The organism is Bacillus cereus group sp. BfR-BA-01524, assembly GCF_022662595.1.
Classification (GTDB): Bacteria; Bacillota; Bacilli; order Bacillales; family Bacillaceae_G; genus Bacillus_A; species Bacillus_A thuringiensis_S.
Map to the genome: position 1 here is coordinate 1 of NZ_JAKUDW010000101.1, position 18,022 is coordinate 18,022.

Genomic DNA, 18,022 nt, shown 5'->3' on the forward strand with positions numbered 1-18,022 from the left:
ATTTTCTACATTTCCTGCCTAAAAGAATAGCATGTTTTCCCTTAAAAGAAAAATAGAGTGAAGTACTGCTTAATGAGAGAATTGTGGTACAATACAAAAGTTAGAGTTCAGTACTATCCTGCTATTTGTAGGCGATAAGACTAAAACCTCAAGATTTAGGAGAAGTAAATAGTGAGTCTGTTAGCCTGTAAATGCTCGAATGGTTCAACTAATAAGGAGTAGGAGAGAAGTCTTCAACTAATTGTAGTTTCACTTTATCCCGCTATTTGTGGGCGGTAAAATTCGGCTGGATCAAAGAATTTAGTAGGAGCCATACTGTCTGTAAACGCTCGATTGGTGAGGGTTAATAATTAGTGGGGATGAACAAAACTCCAACTAATTATAGTTTCACTTTATGTAGATGTAGGAGGATTTTTGTATGTCCGATTCGAAATTTCTGCGCGGAACGCTTATTGTTACGCTAGGGACATTTTTAGTAAAGTTCTTAGGCATGATTTACGTCTTTCCGTTTCATGCATTAGTAGGCACAGAAGGCGGAACGCTCTATACATATGGATACATTCCATATACGATCTTTTTAAGTATCGCAACGGCAGGTGTGCCGCTTGCTGTTTCGAAATTTGTTTCCAAATATAATGCGCTTGGCGATTATAAAACGAGCCGGAGAATGTTCCGCTCGGGAATGGTTATGATGATAGTAACAGGAGTTCTTTCGTTCCTAGTGCTGTACATGACGGCGCCATTGTTTGCAGAAGCGATGCTTGGTAAACAAAGTATACACAATAATGTAGGAGAAGTTACGACGATCATTCGTCTTGTAAGTTTCGCACTTATTGTTGTACCAGCAGCGAGTTTAATTCGTGGTTATTTCCAAGGTCACCAGTCTATGGGACCAACTACCGTTTCACAAATTATTGAACAAATTATTCGTATCATCTTTTTATTAGCTGGTAGTTTTATCGTTATTAAAGTACTTGGCGGTACAGTTGCAACAGCAGTTGGAGTAGCGACATTTGCTGCGTTCGTTTCAGCGGTTGGAGCACTCGGTGTGTTAATTTGGTACTGGTTAAAACGTAAAAAATATTTGGATCAATATTTAATTGAACAAACTGTACCAGAATCAACAGTAAGTACTGTTCAATTGTTTAAAGAGTTATTCGCATATGCGATTCCTTACGTTGTAATTGGGTTAACAATTCCTTTATATCAACAAATTGATACATTGACATTTAACTCAATTATGCAGGCGATTGGTCAAGGCGATATCGCAGAGCGAGCGCTTGGTATTTTCACAATGTGGACGCATAAGTTAATTATGATTCCTGTATCACTTGCAACAGCGTTTAGTTTAACGCTTGTACCAGCAATTACAAAATCATTTACTGAAAAACAATACCGCTATTTGAAATTACAAATTACACAAACATTCCAGGCAAATATGTTTTTAACATTGCCAGCAGTTATCGGTATTTCAACACTTGCATATCCAATTTACACTGCTTTCTATGACTCAGATCCATTAGGTGGACAAGTATTAATGTGGTATGCACCGGTTGCATTGTTATTTGCTTTATTTACGGTAACAGCGGCAATTCTTCAAGGGATTAATCAGCAAAAGCATGCGATTGTCGCGCTTGTTATGGGTGTTATTTTGAAATTTGTATGTAACGTAATCTTTATTCGTTATTTCGGTACAGTAGGAGCAATTCTAGCGACCGCAGTTGGTTTCTTAGCTTCTGTTTGGTATACAAATCGACAAATTAAAAAATATGCACACTATTCATTCGGTGTTGTATATAAAAGAACATTCCAAATTGCAGTACTGACACTTATAATGGTCGTTGCTGTAAAACTATCACAATGGCTTCTATCCTTCATGATTTCGCCTGATGGCCGTATTGGTGCTCTTATAACAGTTGCGATTTGTGCAGGTATTGGCGGTCTTGTTTACGGATTGTTAGCAATTCGCACAGGAGTACTTGAAAGAGTATTTGGCGGAGAAGCATTAGATAAAATTCAACGTAAACTTGGTAGTAGATTTAAAATAAAGTTGAAATCAAGAGGGGCGTAATTACGTCCCCTTTTCTATGATAAATAAAGAAGGTGAAAAACGTGAGATTAGATAAATTATTAGCGAATATGGGATATGGAAGTAGAAAAGAAGTAAAGAAATTATTGAAAGATGGCGTTGTGAAAATTGATGGAACGCCAGTAAAAGATGCGAAAGTTCATGTAAATGTAGAAGAGCAAGAAGTTATGATTCACGGTGAAGTTGTGGAATACAAAGAGTTTGTTTACTTAATGATGCATAAACCACAAGGTGTTATTTCAGCGACGGAAGATGATAATCATGAAACAGTAATAGATTTATTAGAATTAGAAGATGCAATCTTTGATCCGTTCCCAGTTGGACGACTGGATATCGATACGGAAGGTTTCTTATTAATAACAAATGATGGGAAGTTATCACATCAATTATTATCTCCGAAAAAGCATGTGCCGAAAAAATATTATGCACACGTTGCAGGAGTAGTAACAGAAGAGGATGTAAAAGAGTTTGCTAAAGGTGTTATTTTAGACGATGGCTATGAAACAAAGCCAGGTGCGCTTACAATATTGAAAAGCGATGATATTTCTGAAATTGAGCTTGTGATTACGGAAGGAAAATTCCATCAAGTGAAGCGTATGTTTGAAGCGGTAGGGAAAAAAGTAGTCTACCTAAAAAGAACGGAGATGGGTCCGTTAGTATTAGATGAAGAACTAGAACTTGGACAATACCGAGAGCTAACAGATGAAGAAGTAGAAATGTTAAGAACATATCAAGTAGATACTGAAAAGTAGTACCTTTATAGGTGCAGAAAAAACCCCTTTCTAATAGTTAGAAAGGGGTATGTATTTATTTACATACAATTATTTTTCGTTATGAGGTCATTCTCACTTTCTTTCCTGTTGTTGTCCACTTACCGCGGCAAGGGCTATACACGAGTTCATTAAACTGCAACACATTTAGATCACGTTGTATCGTTCGCGGTGTGATCCCGAACTCATCTACAAGGTCTTTCGTCGTTACCGTTCCGTTTTCATTGATGTACATATAAATTGATTTAATGCGTGTTAGCATACGAGTAGTTGTAGGTTTCAAGAGAAAACCACTCCTCTACTAGTTTTTTTGACCCCATTCAGGAAAGAAGGTCGTTACTACCATTGTACTCTACATGATAAAATTCATGCTTTAATCTACTTAAATTTTACAAAAGTTTAACAAATATTTATATAGAAAAATATTGGTAGTTGACATTGTATATATGGTCAGTCAACTATCACATAAAATTCTACGTAAAACGCCAAATTCCTGCAAATTTTTTTGAAAAAATAAAAGAAAAACTAATAAGAAATGTCTGAAATATTACAATTGTTCGGTATTTAGTTTTCGTGTATGGCATAAGGGATTTCGGTTTGCTATGATGAAAGAGATAATATAGTGAAGGATGGATGCGTGATGTCAGCGATTAATTGGACAGAAGAAGTTGCAAAACGAAAAGATGATTTAATTCGTGATACACAACAATTTTTACAAATTAAAAGTGTATGGGAAGAAGAATCTGCGAAAGAAGGCGCACCATTCGGTGAAGGTGTAGAAAAAGCACTATCTTTCATGTTACATAAAGGAGAAGCTGAAGGTTTTGCTTCTAAAAATTTAGAAGGATATGCAGGTCATCTTGAAATGGGACAAGGAGAAGAGTTAGTAGGTATTCTTTGTCACGTTGATGTTGTACCAGAAGGAGATGGCTGGACGACTCCTGCGTATAGTGCGGATATTCGCGACGGAAAGATTTTTGCACGTGGTGCAATTGACGATAAAGGCCCAACGATGGCAGCATATTATGCGATGAAAATTGTGAAAGAATTAGGCTTACCTCTTTCAAAACGTGTTCGTATGATTATAGGAACAGATGAGGAAAGCAATTGGAAATGTGTAGATCACTACTTTAAAAACGAAGAAATGCCAACAATCGGTTTTGCACCAGATGCAGACTTTCCAATTATTAATGCAGAAAAAGGAATTTCTGATATACAAGTTGTGCAAAATGGTAGTGAAGAGAAAAAAGGTACATATGAACTTGTTTCATTTGATTCAGGGCGCCGTTTAAATATGGTTCCTGATTTTGCAGAAGCGGTTATTACAGGAGAAGATGTAAATGCACTTAAAGTAGCATATGAAGAGTATTTACAAACTGCTAAAAAAATAGGGAAATCGACTATAGAAGGCAATACAGTGACGTTGCAAATAGAAGGAATTTCAGCGCACGGATCTACTCCTGAAAAAGGAGAAAATGCAGGTTTATTATTAGCAAACTTCTTAACTACAGTTTCACTTGATGGAAAAGCAACTGCATTTGCGACATTTGTAACAGAAACATTTACTGGTGATATTTTTGGTGAAAAAGCTACTATTGCTTATAAAGATGAAATTAGCGGTCCATTAACAGTGAATGTTGGTCGCCTTTCTTATAAGAAAGAGAATTGTGGGAATTTAGGATTAAACGTACGTTACCCAGTTACGACTAACTTTGAAGAAATGATTGCAAAGTTAAAAGAATATGTAGGTACGTATGGATTTGCAGTAGCAGACTATTCTAACTCTCGTCCGCATCACGTTGATAAAGATCACGAGTTAATTCGTACGTTGCAACGTGTATATGAGGAACAAACAGGTGAAAAAGCTGAATTGTTAGCAATCGGCGGAGGTACTTATGCTCGCTCATTAAAAGCTGGTGTGGCATTTGGACCGCTATTCCCTGGAAAAGAAGAACTTGCGCATCAAAAAGATGAGTACATTGAAATTGAAGACTTATTAAAAGCAACAGCAATTTATGCGCAAGCAATTCATGAACTAGCGAAGTAAAGTGAAACTTTAATCGCCGATATATGAATAATGACCGCTCTCTACTTTAGAGGGCGGCTTCTTTTTAATTGAATGAGATAAGAAAGAAAAGAAACAATAGAAAGAAGGAGACGGTGTACATGGATAGGCATTATTTTGTCGCAATTACGTTACCAAATCATATAAAAGAAGTGCTGTCTAACTATAAAGAGGATACGAATGAGGAATTACCATTTCGTTCGTGGGTACATAAGGAAGATTATCATATTACCCTTTCCTTTTTAGGAGGTGCGACAGAAGAACAGTTAAAAGGGATAAAGAATGGATTACAAACACTTACAAAAACAAAAGAACTATCGTTCACGTTACAAGGTTTTTCAACGTTTGGTAGAGAAGATCAGCCCCGTATTTTTTGGGCGAAGGTAAGTGAGAATCACGATTTGTTTCAGTTGCAAAAGCAAGTACATGTCATTTGTGAAGAAAATGGATTTTCTCTAGAAACACGCCCGTATCATCCGCATATTACTGTTGCTCGTAAATGGATAGGAGAAGAAAAGTTTCATTTAGAAAGTATAAAAGAAGTACCTGAAATATCATTTCAAGCAGATACAATTACTTTATACGAATCCCACGTGAAAGAAACCCCGAAGTATAAATCGATTGCTGAAATAAAATTACAAAAATAGAATGGTGAAAACGTTTTTTATGCAGGTGAATATAATATAGAGAAGAATGGAGTTACTGTATAGAGTCTTGTTGATAAGAAAAGCCTTATCATTTGCAGCTCATTTTATCTCGCTCATTAAAGTTTCACTTTATTTTAACTTTGAGAATGATGGTGATTTTTTTATGTTGAAAGTAAAACGTCCATTTGATGCCTATTTAGATGAAATGAATAAAATTACAATTTTGCTCCCACATGCGTATGGAACAAGTCGGACATTTCGTTTGCAAGAAGGAAGTAATGTGAAAGATTTACCGATTGCTCATACGATTGCGCTTCCAGATGCAACGAAGTATGAGTGCTTTATAGAAGAGCCGCTAGATGTGGGAAAGTATTATACAGTACGAGATGAACGGAATGAAGAAACGGATTTACAAATAGGTGCTGTTATTCGAACAACAATTTTCGATGAAAAGTATTATTACGAAGGTACAGATTTAGGTGCTGTGTATCAAAAAGAAGAAACGACATTTAAAGTATGGGCCCCAACTGCAAGGCTTGCGAAAGTAAGAATTTATAAGAGCGATAAAGAATATGCCGATCATGAAATGTACAGGGGAGAAAACGGAGTTTGGATTCAAACATTACAAGGTGATTTAGACGGAGCACGCTATACATTTCTTGTTTGTATTAATTTAATATGGAACGAAGCTGTAGATCCTTATGCAAAGTCGGTGACGGTAAACGGAAAACACGGTGTTGTTATCGATTTAGAAAAAACGAATGTAACAAGAAGAGAAGGATTACCACCATTACAATCAATGACAGATGCCATATTGTATGAACTGCATATTCGTGATGCGACTATACATCAAAATAGTGGAGTGATTCAAAAGGGAACATATAAAGGGTTGATGGAAGAGGGGACAACAGGGCGGAACGGGACGTTAACAGGGTTGTCTCATATAAAAGATTTAGGTGTTACACATGTTGAACTATTACCGTTATATTGTTTCGGTGGTGTAGATGAGGCGAATCCTTCGTCTGCCTATAATTGGGGGTATAATCCATTATATTACAATGCACCAACAGGATTTTATGCTACAAATCCCTCTGATCCGTATAACAGGATAGTAGAGTGTAAACAGTTGATCGAGACATTTCATGAGCATGGCATTAGGGTAATTATAGATGTTGTATATAATCATGTTTATGAAAGAGAGCTATCATCATTTGAGAAGCTTGTTCCAGGATACTATTTTCGTCATGGTGAAGATGGTATGCCTTCTAATGGGACGGGAGTCGGAAATGATATAGCATCTGAACGGAAAATGATGAGGAAATTCATTGTAGAGTCTATTTTATATTGGCTTACTGAATACAATGTCGATGGATTCCGATTCGACTTAATGGGAATTTTAGATGTTGATACAATGAATATGATAGAAAAAGAAGTGCGAAACATAAAACGAGATGCTTTGTTATTAGGAGAAGGATGGGATTTACAAACACCGCTTCCTCGTGAGGAAAAAGCAACGTTAAATAATGCGAAGAAAATGCCACATATGGCGCAGTTTAATGATCAATTTCGTGATGGGATAAAAGGGAGTACATTTCATATAAATAAGCGTGGTTTTGCATTTGGTGGGCATGTAGACTGTAATCATTTGCAGTATATTGCAGCAGGAAGTCTTTTAAGTATGAAAGAAACAGGGTTGTTTCTAGAGCCGGCGCAAAGCATTAACTATGTAGAATGTCATGATAATATGACGATGTGGGATAAACTAGTGCGCAGTAATGAAGAATCAGAAGCGATTTTGAAAAAATGTCACCTGCTAGCGAGCGCAATGGTTATTCTTTCACAAGGTATTCCTTTCTTACATGCAGGACAAGAGTTTTATCGTACGAAGAAAGGAAATGAAAATAGCTATAATGCAAGTGATGAGATCAATCAATTAGATTGGGATCAAAAAGAGAAAGAAATAGAGACCGTTAACTATATAAAAGGTTTAATTGCGATTCGTAAAGAGCATGGGGCATTCCGATTACAAAACGCAGACCTTATAAAAAAACATATGACTTTTTTACAAACATCTACAGAAGTACTTGCATATCACCTAGAGCATGCAGAATCGTTTGGGCCGTGGAAAGAGATTGTCGTTTTATTTAATAGCGGTTTAGAAGTTAAAACTGTGCAACTTCCGAAAGAAGAAACGTGGCATGTGATAGTAGACGAAAAGGAAGCGAAAATAGAGCCAATTTCTTCATTTAGAGGAAAGGAACTTAGGCTCGCTCCAATTAGCACGTATATATTGACGATAATGTGACAAATCGCTACTTGACGATGAGAATGTAATAAATGTAGAATTGACAAAGGTGACGATTTTGATAAGTTGTCATTCTATGACAGGTTTTGTAAAATAAAATAGAGAATTTTTGGCTGAGGCTAATTTTTCTTTTCATTTACAGTAAAATATATGAATCCACAACATGTGTAGAAATGTTGCGGTTTTTCTTTTCATAACTATAAAAGATAAGGATTTGTTAACGGGTAATGAATATGGAATGGTTGGAACAATTATTAGGAAAAGAGTGGAGTCTTGTACCGGCTGGTGGAGTAACGGGCGATGCATATATTGCGCAAAACGGACAACAGAAGTTATTTTTAAAGCGGAATACATCGCCCTTTTTAGCGGTATTGTCAGCAGAAGGAATTGTTCCAAAATTACTTTGGACAAGAAGGGTAACGAACGGTGATGTAATTTCTGCTCAAAAATGGCTTCCGGGACAGAAGTTAGAGCCAGAGGATATGAAACTAGAACGTGTTGCGAAACTTTTGAAGAAAATTCACTCCTCTAAAGCGCTTGTACAGATGATTCAAAGACTTGGGAAGCAGCCGCTTCACGCACAAGAGTTATTACAACAACTGCAACTCGTTTTAAGAGGAGATATAAGGGATGATGAAACAATTCAGCAAGGCCTTCAATATTTAATGGATTCATTAAAAGCTATTGAATACAATGAATTCGTTGTATGCCATTGTGATGTAAACCATAACAACTGGATATTGTCGGATGAAGATGAGTTGTTTTTAATTGATTGGGATGGAGCTGTAATTGCTGACCCAGCTCTAGACCTTGGTATGTTATTATATTGGTACATTCCGCGCCAGGAGTGGAGTGAGTGGCTCGGTTTTTATGATATTGAAATGGATGAATCGCTGCTTAGGCGCATGAGATGGTATGTGATAGCACAAACGATTTTGTCTATTCAATGGCATACAACAAAAAAACAGCAAGCAGAAGCTGAATATTGGCATCAATATTTACAGCAACTACTTGCTTCAGAATAATACTTAAGAAAAATTGTCCATTCCAGCAATCCACTGAGTAAGTTGTTCTTGATTATTGGAAATATGGTTGTCCAAATTAGAGGAAGATTTACCCGATTGACTATAAGAATATACATCGTTTAGCATTGTTTTAGCGTCACTACTTATATTATCGTTTGCGAGTAACGATTGAATGAGGCGCTCTAATTGCTCGCATTCTGAAACTGTCCCGCAGCAATCACTTTGGTGGTTGACTAAAATATCTTTCAGCACTTCTAATTGATGTTGTTGATTAATTGGCATGAACGGATCATCCTTTCGATTGTTTTTCTCTTCAAATGTAAGAGAAAAAGCTGTTTCGTCATGGAATGTTTAATGCTGTATGTAGTTTTTATCAAAATGGTACATCTTATACTTGAAAGAAACGGACCGAGTGCTCGTACGTACTTGGTTTTTTGTTTGGTAGATTGATTAAAAAAAGAAAGAAGGAATTATTCCTTTAAAATAGTTTTGTAAAGAGAGGGAGACATCTATGCGTTTAAGACATAAACCATATGCAATGGATCGAATTAACGAGTATTCACATATCGTAATCGGAAACCCAGAGGAGCGCGCTGGTAACTGGAAAGAAGTATTTGGAAATGAACAACCAATTCATATTGAAGTAGGTACAGGTCGTGGCCGCTTTATGTATGATATGGCAAAAGCGAATCCACATATTAATTATATCGGAATTGAAAAATTCACAAGTGTTGTTGTAGATGCACTTGATAAATTAATTGAAGAAGAAGTGCCGAACTTAAAGTTAATTAATAAAGATGCTGAAGATTTAACAGTTTTCTTTGCAAAAGGTGAGATTGATCGCGTTTATTTAAACTTCTCAGATCCATGGCCAAAGAAGCGTCATACGAAGCGTCGTTTAACGTATAAAACGTTTTTACGCAATTATGAAGAAGTGTTAGTAGAAGGCGGAGAAATTCATTTCAAAACAGATAACCAAGGTTTATTTGAATATTCTCTTATGAGTATGGCTGAGTATGGTATGTTACTAACGTACTTAAGCTTAGATCTTCATAACAGCGACTTTGAAGGTAACATCATGACTGAATACGAAGAGAAATTCTCTAGTAAAGGTCATCGTATTTACCGAGTTGAAGCAAAATATCGTACAGAGCCTATGCAGTAATGCATAGGTTTTTTTACATCTAAAATAATCAGAATTTTATGTTAAGATTAATTGAAAGGGGGATGTGTAATGGAACAGTTACAAATTGGAGATATAAAAGTAACGTGGTTAAAAGGCGGAAATACACATTTAGATGGAGGGGCAATGTTTGGTGTTGTGCCGAAAGTACTTTGGTCACGTAAATATAAACATAATGACACAAATCATATTTACTTACGAACAGATCCGTTACTTTTACAAACGAAAGATGGAAATATGCTCATTGATTCAGGAATAGGAAACGGTAAGTTGGATGAGAAGATGAAACGAAATCAAGGTGTAACAGAAGAATCATCGGTTTATGAATCGTTAGAAAAACAGGGATTAAAGCCTGAAGATATTCAATATGTTTTAATGACACATCTTCATTTTGATCATGCATCTGGTCTAACAAAATGGGAAGATGATCACCTTGTGCCGACATTTCCAAATGCGAAAGTTTACGTAAGTGAAACAGAATGGAATGAAATGAGGAATCCAAACATTAGATCACGTAATACATATTGGAAGGAAAATTGGGAGCCAATTGTAGATCAAGTTGTTACGTTCCAGCAAGAAATAGAAATTACAGATGAAATCAAGATGGCGCATACGGGTGGTCATAGTGATGGACATGCAGTTATCGCTTTGGAGAGTCAAGGGGAAACGGTGCTACATTTAGCAGATCTCTTGCCGACGCACGCGCATCAAAATGTATTATGGGTAATGGCATACGATGATTATCCGATGACCTCGATTGAAAATAAACAAAAGTGGATGAAGTATGGTGCTGACAAAGAGGCGTGGTTTACGTTTTATCATGATGCATATTATCGTGCTGTGAAGTGGAATGAGGAAGGGCATATCGTAGAAAAAATAGAACGGAAAACGAGTATAGAAGCATAAAAATGGGAAGTTGTTCCATCATATTTATTGGAGCAGCTTCTTTTTTATTGTGGGGTTTTGTCGGTAAGTCGATATATTTAAAAAATCGCTGATATAATTTTAATCAATACTCGCAATTTCAAAAAAATAAGAGGTTCACCTAATGGGAACCCTCCGTTTTATGCTGCTATAACCTCTAAAACAGTACCTGTTTTAGCATCAACTAAAAATTCAAATCGTTCTTGTATATCATCTAACATTGTTGTAAGACCGCCGCGATAAACTTCATATGCGACATCATATTTTTCAAATGTCTCTGGAACCATATGTACCCAAGAGCCAGTAATTTCACCTTTATGACTTAATGCTTGTTTCACCATTTTCAATGCTTTTTCTGAAGAAATATGGGATTGTTCTTGTACTTTGTTTGCAACGAGATAACCAGCTGCGAACCCAACGCCAAGACCTGCTACTAAACCTTTCCAGCTCATATATTCACCTCAATTCTATAAAATAAAAATAGTGTACCAATAATAATTATAAAGCAAATACAGCTAAAAAAGAAGAAACTAGAAACATTTCGAAAATTTCGTTACAATAAAAGAGGTATTCTACTAAGGTTTGAAAGAAGGGGACTTCGTGAATAAAGAGACATTGCAATTATTTCGTACGTTAACAGAATTACAAGGTGCATCAGGTTTTGAACATGATGTACGCCGTTTTATGAAACAAGAATTAAGCAAATATGCGGATGAAATTGTACAAGACGGTTTAGGTAGCGTATTTGGTCTGAAAAAAGGGGACGAAACTGGCCCGCGTGTTCTTGTAGCAGGTCATATGGATGAAGTAGGTTTCATGGTTACGCAAATTACGAAAAACGGAATGCTTCGTTTTCAAACGTTAGGCGGCTGGTGGAGCCAAGTTTTATTAGCGCAGCGTGTACAAGTTATGACGAAGAATGGTCCTGTTATTGGGGTTGTTGGTTCTATTCCTCCTCATTTATTAAGTGACGCGCAACGTGCAAAACCGATGGATATAAAAAATATGTTAATTGATATAGGTGCAGATAGTTATGAAGATGCGATTGAAATTGGTGTAAAACCAGGACAACAAATCGTGCCGATTTGCCCATTCACACCGATGGCAAATGAGAAGAAAATTATGGCGAAAGCTTGGGACAACCGTTACGGATGTGGTCTTGCAATCGAATTGTTAAAAGAATTAAAAGATGAAACATTACCAAATACATTATATTCTGGTGCTACTGTACAAGAAGAAGTAGGTCTTCGCGGAGCGCAAACAGCTGCAAATATGATTCAACCAGACATTTTCTATGCGCTTGATGCAAGTCCAGCAAACGATGCATCTGGTGACAAAACGCAGTTCGGTCAATTAGGAAAAGGTGCTCTTCTTCGTATTTACGATCGCACGATGGTAACACATAGAGGAATGCGCGAATTCATTTTAGATACAGCAGAAACAAACAACATTCCGTACCAATACTTTATTTCACAAGGTGGTACAGATGCGGGCCGTGTACATACAAGTAACTCTGGTATCCCATCAGCAGTAATTGGTGTTTGTGCACGCTACATTCATACACATGCTTCAATTTTACATGTTGATGATTATGCAGCGGCGAAAGAATTAATTACGAAGCTTGTAAGAACAACAGATAAAACGACGTTAGAGACAATTAAGAATAACGCGTAGAAAAGAAGGGCTGAAGAGCCTTTCTTTTTTTAGGTGGGAGAGATGCTCCGGCGTTGTGTGGTTGCGATGCTTCCATGTATAAAGAGTAAATTGATTAAGGTGAAATGATGAATTTTTATAGAGGTGAACGAAATGAAAGTAGTAGTAGGATCGAAGAATAAGACGAAGGTTGGGGCTGTGGAGAAGGTTTGGAAAGATGCTGAAATTACATCCCTTTCTGTTCCTTCAGGGGTAGCAAATCAGCCGTTTTCAGATGAAGAGACGATGCAAGGAGCGATTAATAGAGCGAAACGAGCGCTAGAGGAAGGAGAAGCTCCAATCGGTATTGGACTAGAGGGCGGTGTGATGAAAACAGAGCACGGTTTATTTATGTGTAACTGGGGCGCACTAGCAACAAGTGATGGGAAAGTATTCGTGGCTGGAGGGGCGCGTATTACGTTACCAGACGATTTTTTAGCACCTCTTGAAGATGGCAAGGAGTTAAGTGAAGTGATGGAAGAGTTTGTACATAGAAAAGACATTCGTAGTCACGAAGGTGCGATCGGTATTTTTACAGATGATTATGTCGACCGCACGGAATTATTTGTACACGTTGTTAAGTTACTTGTTGGGCAATATAAGTATGACAAAAAGCAAGCATAAACCTTGCACCATGCGCGATGTATGGTAGTATAAAAGAAAGATTATAACATGAAAACATGCACTCGTTAGAGGAGGAAATATAGATGAAGTCATTAGAAAGCATGGAGCAATTCCAACAATTAAAAAATGAAGAGAATGTAGTCTTTATGTTCTCAGCAGAATGGTGCCCAGACTGCCGTTTTGTAGACCCATTTATGCCAGAAGTAGAAGAGAAATATAGTGATTTCTCATTTTACTATGTAGATCGTGATGAGTTTATTGATCTATGTGTAAAATTAGACGTATTTGGCATTCCGAGCTTTGTAGCGTACAATAAGGGTGAAGAAACTGGTCGCTATGTAAACAAAGATCGTAAAACACAAGAACAAATCGAAGAGTTCATTGAAGGTTTAAAATAAGGCAATTTGCCAATTGAATTGTAAAACAACCTCTACCTTCGCGGGGGAGGTTATTTTTTTGGAAGGGAGGAAAAAGAGATGAAGATGACAAGTAAAAAGATGAAAGACGAGTTAATGAAGAAATTATCTCGCTCAGAATGGGACTTTCAGTATGATAGCGAGAAAGAAGTTCTACGTATAGAACAGAAAGACTCGAAAAAAGGTATTAACGTATCGCTTCCAGGAGTTGTGGCGAAATGGGAAGTGAACAAAGAAAAGGCAATTGAAGAGGTTGCTTATTACGTACAAGAAGCGCTAATTGCGATGCATAAAGAAGAAAATAGCGGAGCGAAAATTTTACCTGTTATTCGCTCTACTTCTTTCCCGAAACAAGCAGAAGAAGGAAATCCGTTTATTATGACGGATCATACGGCGGAAACACGTATTTACTACGCGTTAGATTCTAATAAAACGTATCGACTAATTGATGAGCGTTTATTACAAAAGTTAGAGCTTACAGAACAACAAGTACGTGAAATGGCATTATTCAATGCTCGCTCATTAGGTTATGAATTTAAGCAGGATACAGTAGCAGGTAATACATTCTACTTTTTAAACACAAACGATGGGTATGATGCGACGCGTATTTTAAACGAATCGTTACTACAATCGATGCGTGAAAAGATTTCTGGTGACATGGTTGTTGCTGTTCCTCACCAAGATGTATTAATTATTGCTGATATCGTTAACGAAATCGGTTATGATATTATTGCACAAATGACAATGAAATTTTTTGCCGAAGGGCATGTTCCGATTACATCACTTTCATTCGTATATGAAGAAGGAGAATTTGAACCAATCTTTATTTTAGCGAAAAATCGGAAGAAGACAGATGGAAAAGAGAAAGGATGAACGAAGTGAACGTTTTTTACAACCTTGAAGGAATTGGTGACACTTTAATTGTTGCCTTACAAGATATTACTTTAGAGAACCGTACTTTTGATCGCAAAGGAGATGTTGCTCGCGTTTATGATCGTGAAAGCAACGTAACGGGAGGATTCAACATCTTTAATGCATCTTCTTATTTAGAAGTAACGGAAACAGGTAACCTTACATTAACGAAAGAGCTTGTTGAGAAAATCAACGAAATTTTAGCGAAGAACGGCTTTGAAGAAACAGTAGAAGCAGATCTTTCTCCGAAATTTGTTGTAGGTTATGTAGCTGAAAAAGAAAAGCATCCAAATGCTGATAAGTTAAACATCTGTAAAGTAGAAATCGGTACAGAAACATTACAAATCGTATGTGGCGCACCAAACGTTGATGCAGGACAAAAAGTTGTCGTTGCAAAAATCGGTGCTGTAATGCCAAGCGGTATGTTAATCAAGCCAGCTGAGCTTCGCGGTGTTCCTTCTTCTGGAATGATCTGCTCTGCACGTGAATTAGAGCTTCCAGACGCTCCACAAGAAAAAGGTATTCTTGTATTAGAAGATAGCTTTGAAGTTGGACAAGAGTTTAAATTTTAATTGATATAAGAAAAGAGAGGTTGTCCTTTTGGACAGCCTCTTTTTTTGTCATTTTTGTTGGTAAGTCGAAATTTCGTGTTGAATCGTTGATATATTGAGAGTTGTGATAGATATACTCAAAAAATCGTTAATATGATAAGGATGTCACCTTTTTTCTTAAAATCTATATTGTATTTTATAAACAAATTAGTTAAAATTTAGAAAAATAGAAGGGGATAGACGTATGAAACAACAACCAAAAATCGCAGAACTTCTAAAACGAATTGAAACTTCAAAACAGCAAGATGTTGAGCTAGGTACTTATGAAATATATGTGTTTAGTGAAAGTGAATTAGAAAAAGGACAAATCGGTTACCGATATGATAAACATAAAAAGTCATTAATAAGTGAAGAAAACGGAAAGTGGCAAGAAGGATGGATTGCAATTGGATATGAAACGGATATGGGCGATCCGATTTTCGTAAATATAGATGATGACGCTTATCCAGTTTATACTGCAGAACGTGGTACAGAAACATGGCAGCCAGTTTATATTGGAAATATGGATGAGATTATAGGGCAATTATAAGAAAAACTTTGAATCTGGTGCAAAGTGATAGGAGAGAAGTATGAAGTATATAAAAATAATGGGCATGATTGCATTCATTGGAATATATATGGCTGGTTGTTCACAAGAGCAGCCGAAAAAAGAAACTACATCTTCTATACAAGAGAAAAGAAAAGCTAACAAAGAAGACGCACCGATAGAAAAGCAGCAAGAAGAAAAGAAAGAAGAATCGCAAGCAATTCAAACGAATGAACACGTAGAACATAGGCAAGAGGAAGTATCAGCCGAGGAAAAGAAAGAAGAAACTATGCCGGTGCAGCCAACTGAGCAACCAGTGCAAAATAATGAACAAAAAGTAGAGAGTAATGAAAAACAAGGAAAGTTTCTCGTCGTTATTGATCCAGGGCATCAACAAAAAGCGAATTTAAATTTAGAGCCGATTGGACCAGGAGCGGCGACGCAAAAATATAAAGTGACAGATGGTACAACTGGTGTTGTGACGAAAAAAAGAGAGGCTGTACTTGTATTAGAAATGGCTTTCGTATTAAAAGAAAAGTTAGAAGCAAAGGGAATACAAGTATTAATGACGAGAACGTCACAAGATGTGGATATAAGTAATAAAGAACGCGCGACATTTGCGAATGATCATAAGGCAAATTTATTTTTACGTCTTCATGCAGATGGTTCTGAAAATCCGAATCAAAGTGGATTTGCTGTATTAACGTCGGCAGAAGGAAGTCCGTACACGAAAGAGATTTATGCTGAAAGTCTTCAAATCTCTCAAACGATTGTAAATAAAATGAGAGAGAATCAGCAAGTGAAAGTGAATGGAATTAAATTCAGGGATGATCTTTCTGGATTTAATTGGGCAAAAGTTCCTGGTGTACTATTAGAACTTGGGTTTATGTCAAACCATGAAGAGGATAAAAAATTATCTGACCCGCAGTATGTAAATTCTTTATTGCAAAGTGTAACGGATAGTGTTGATGAATATCGGAGGAGTAAAGCTTAAGCGCAGTCTTACATGAAAGGCTGCGTTTTTCCATATGAAAACACTCGTAAATTAGAATATTGTGGATAAATATGACATGCTTAATTTTACCTGCACTTTTTGCCGAATGCTGATACAATAAAGGATGTTACTATTTAGTAGAAAGAGTGGTAAGCATGTTAGATTGGATGAAAAAGCTGTTTAACAAAGAGGAAGAACAAACAGCGATGAATAAAGAAGTACCAAAGCAAATGGAAAGTCAGCCGAAAATTCCGCGTGTAAACCACTACACTGAAGCAAGAGAAGCACAAATGGCAAGTAGGAATGCAGGTAAATGCCGTTTTCCATTAGTACCGGATAATGGGTTTGATGAAGAGGATGTTATAGAAGCAGGGCATTTTGAAGAACAACCTGTTCAAGCTGTAACGTATGAAGATCAGCCTATTCAAAGAGGAATAAAAGTGGAAAGAAGCAGACGACCGTATGTGGAGAAGGTAGTTTCTACATATGAAGAACCGGAAGTGCAATATGAACCGGAGCGAGAGTCTGTCATTAAAAAGGCATCTGCACCAGTGCAAGAAAGTAACCGTAGACCATTTCGTCCAACAGAAATGATTTCGCCAATTTACGGATATAATCGTCCTTCTGTAGAGAAAAAGGAAGAAAAGCAGGAGGAAGTAAAGGAAAGAGAAGATCTTGAAATATCTGTAGAGGGCAAAGCAGTTGTTGATGCATGGTTAGAGAAAAAAGGATATACATTATCGGATTTCTCAGAAGGGCAAGCAACGTCTTCTTCGCCTAGTCATGAATCAGTTGGTCAACAAGATAAAAAGAAAGAAAAATCAGTTGTTGATCAATGGCTAGAGAAAAACGGTTATGAAATTGAACGCCAAGAGCCTTTAGTAGAAGAAAAAGAAGTGATTCAAGAAATGAGTACACCGCAGGAAGTTTCAGCGGATGAATTACTTCATAAAACAGTAGCTGAGCAGATGGAAAGTGCTAAGCTAGAAAAAGATGTAGTGGTGTTAAACGAAAACAATCTACAAGAAGAATTAGTAGCTTCTAAAGTAGAGCACGAGGATACAATATTATTAGAAGAAATTAAACGTAATACAGAAATAGAACAACCTACTATTGAAGTAGAAAAGCAAACTTCACAAGAATCAGTGATTGTCAAAGCAGAAGAAAAACTTGAAGAAACAATCATTGTGGAAATACCAGAAGAAACTGAAGAAGTAGAAGTAATTGCGGAAGCAGAAG

Annotated in this window: 19 protein-coding genes; 16 read left to right on the top strand and 3 right to left on the bottom strand. The window is 36.8% G+C overall.

Annotated features, from left to right (window positions below; all coding sequences use genetic code 11):
• The first annotated feature begins 418 nt into the window (after positions 1-418).
• Positions 419-2,071 carry a putative polysaccharide biosynthesis protein gene (locus MR170_RS25125; protein WP_016080027.1) on the top strand — a complete coding sequence of 551 codons (1,653 nt, stop codon included), beginning with the start codon at positions 419-421 and terminating at the stop codon, positions 2,069-2,071.
• 41 nt (positions 2,072-2,112) lie between these two features.
• Complete coding sequence (locus MR170_RS25130; protein WP_001234948.1) at positions 2,113-2,841, top strand: pseudouridine synthase; 729 nt, start codon at positions 2,113-2,115, stop codon at positions 2,839-2,841.
• A gap of 79 nt (positions 2,842-2,920) precedes the next feature.
• Here the strand turns inward: MR170_RS25130 and MR170_RS25135 are convergent, their stop codons facing one another.
• A complete protein-coding gene (locus MR170_RS25135; RefSeq protein WP_000805512.1) occupies positions 2,921-3,142 on the bottom strand; it encodes a DeoR family transcriptional regulator in 222 nt (73 codons plus the stop codon).
• 357 nt (positions 3,143-3,499) lie between these two features.
• Here MR170_RS25135 and pepV point away from each other — a divergent pair, with 357 nt between their 5' ends.
• From pepV to MR170_RS25155, 4 genes are all read left to right on the top strand, one after another.
• Positions 3,500-4,906, top strand: coding sequence for a dipeptidase PepV (pepV, locus tag MR170_RS25140; RefSeq protein WP_242309775.1), 1,407 nt, complete (start codon positions 3,500-3,502; stop codon positions 4,904-4,906).
• 119 nt (positions 4,907-5,025) lie between these two features.
• The gene (gene thpR, locus MR170_RS25145) at positions 5,026-5,571 is read left to right on the top strand and encodes an RNA 2',3'-cyclic phosphodiesterase (RefSeq protein WP_000373843.1); all 546 of its coding nucleotides are present in this window, start codon (positions 5,026-5,028) and stop codon (positions 5,569-5,571) included.
• A gap of 163 nt (positions 5,572-5,734) precedes the next feature.
• The gene (pulA, locus tag MR170_RS25150) at positions 5,735-7,876 is read left to right on the top strand and encodes a type I pullulanase (protein WP_242309778.1); all 2,142 of its coding nucleotides are present in this window, start codon (positions 5,735-5,737) and stop codon (positions 7,874-7,876) included.
• A 227-nt stretch (positions 7,877-8,103) separates the two neighbouring features.
• Complete coding sequence (locus tag MR170_RS25155; protein ID WP_002094168.1) at positions 8,104-8,901, top strand: phosphotransferase family protein; 798 nt, start codon at positions 8,104-8,106, stop codon at positions 8,899-8,901.
• A gap of 3 nt (positions 8,902-8,904) precedes the next feature.
• Here the strand turns inward: MR170_RS25155 and MR170_RS25160 are convergent, their stop codons facing one another.
• The gene (locus tag MR170_RS25160; RefSeq protein WP_001122235.1) at positions 8,905-9,183 is read right to left on the bottom strand and encodes a YtzH-like family protein; all 279 of its coding nucleotides are present in this window, start codon (positions 9,181-9,183) and stop codon (positions 8,905-8,907) included.
• A 229-nt stretch (positions 9,184-9,412) separates the two neighbouring features.
• Here MR170_RS25160 and trmB point away from each other — a divergent pair, with 229 nt between their 5' ends.
• Positions 9,413-10,066 (top strand): tRNA (guanosine(46)-N7)-methyltransferase TrmB, encoded by a 654-nt coding sequence (gene trmB, locus MR170_RS25165; RefSeq protein WP_001239383.1) that lies wholly within the window; start codon positions 9,413-9,415, stop codon positions 10,064-10,066.
• A 69-nt stretch (positions 10,067-10,135) separates the two neighbouring features.
• Positions 10,136-10,990: a YtnP family quorum-quenching lactonase gene (locus tag MR170_RS25170; protein ID WP_242309783.1), complete on the top strand. Its 855-nt coding sequence runs from the start codon at positions 10,136-10,138 to the stop codon at positions 10,988-10,990.
• 158 nt (positions 10,991-11,148) lie between these two features.
• Here the strand turns inward: MR170_RS25170 and MR170_RS25175 are convergent, their stop codons facing one another.
• Complete coding sequence (locus MR170_RS25175; protein WP_000118541.1) at positions 11,149-11,460, bottom strand: PepSY domain-containing protein; 312 nt, start codon at positions 11,458-11,460, stop codon at positions 11,149-11,151.
• Between the two features lie 148 nt (positions 11,461-11,608).
• Between MR170_RS25175 and MR170_RS25180 the strand changes: the two genes are divergently transcribed.
• The 8 genes from MR170_RS25180 to MR170_RS25215 all read left to right on the top strand — a co-directional run.
• Positions 11,609-12,682 (top strand): M42 family metallopeptidase, encoded by a 1,074-nt coding sequence (locus MR170_RS25180; protein ID WP_001031517.1) that lies wholly within the window; start codon positions 11,609-11,611, stop codon positions 12,680-12,682.
• A gap of 132 nt (positions 12,683-12,814) precedes the next feature.
• The gene (locus MR170_RS25185) at positions 12,815-13,324 is read left to right on the top strand and encodes a DUF84 family protein (RefSeq protein WP_016080032.1); all 510 of its coding nucleotides are present in this window, start codon (positions 12,815-12,817) and stop codon (positions 13,322-13,324) included.
• A gap of 83 nt (positions 13,325-13,407) precedes the next feature.
• The gene (locus tag MR170_RS25190; protein ID WP_000838193.1) at positions 13,408-13,722 is read left to right on the top strand and encodes a thioredoxin family protein; all 315 of its coding nucleotides are present in this window, start codon (positions 13,408-13,410) and stop codon (positions 13,720-13,722) included.
• Positions 13,723-13,800: 78 nt separating this feature from the next.
• Complete coding sequence (locus MR170_RS25195) at positions 13,801-14,613, top strand: DUF1444 domain-containing protein (RefSeq protein ID WP_050844595.1); 813 nt, start codon at positions 13,801-13,803, stop codon at positions 14,611-14,613.
• Positions 14,610-15,224 carry a YtpR family tRNA-binding protein gene (gene ytpR / locus MR170_RS25200; RefSeq protein ID WP_001006777.1) on the top strand — a complete coding sequence of 205 codons (615 nt, stop codon included), beginning with the start codon at positions 14,610-14,612 and terminating at the stop codon, positions 15,222-15,224. Before MR170_RS25195 ends, ytpR begins: the two co-directional genes overlap by 4 nt.
• Before the next feature lie 223 nt (positions 15,225-15,447).
• A complete protein-coding gene (locus MR170_RS25205) occupies positions 15,448-15,792 on the top strand; it encodes a hypothetical protein (RefSeq protein WP_029443437.1) in 345 nt (114 codons plus the stop codon).
• A 40-nt stretch (positions 15,793-15,832) separates the two neighbouring features.
• Positions 15,833-16,783 (top strand): N-acetylmuramoyl-L-alanine amidase, encoded by a 951-nt coding sequence (locus tag MR170_RS25210; RefSeq protein WP_140163759.1) that lies wholly within the window; start codon positions 15,833-15,835, stop codon positions 16,781-16,783.
• Positions 16,784-16,938: 155 nt separating this feature from the next.
• A partial coding sequence (locus MR170_RS25215) for a cell division protein FtsK (RefSeq protein WP_242309785.1) occupies positions 16,939-18,022 on the top strand: 1,084 nt, incomplete at its 3' end.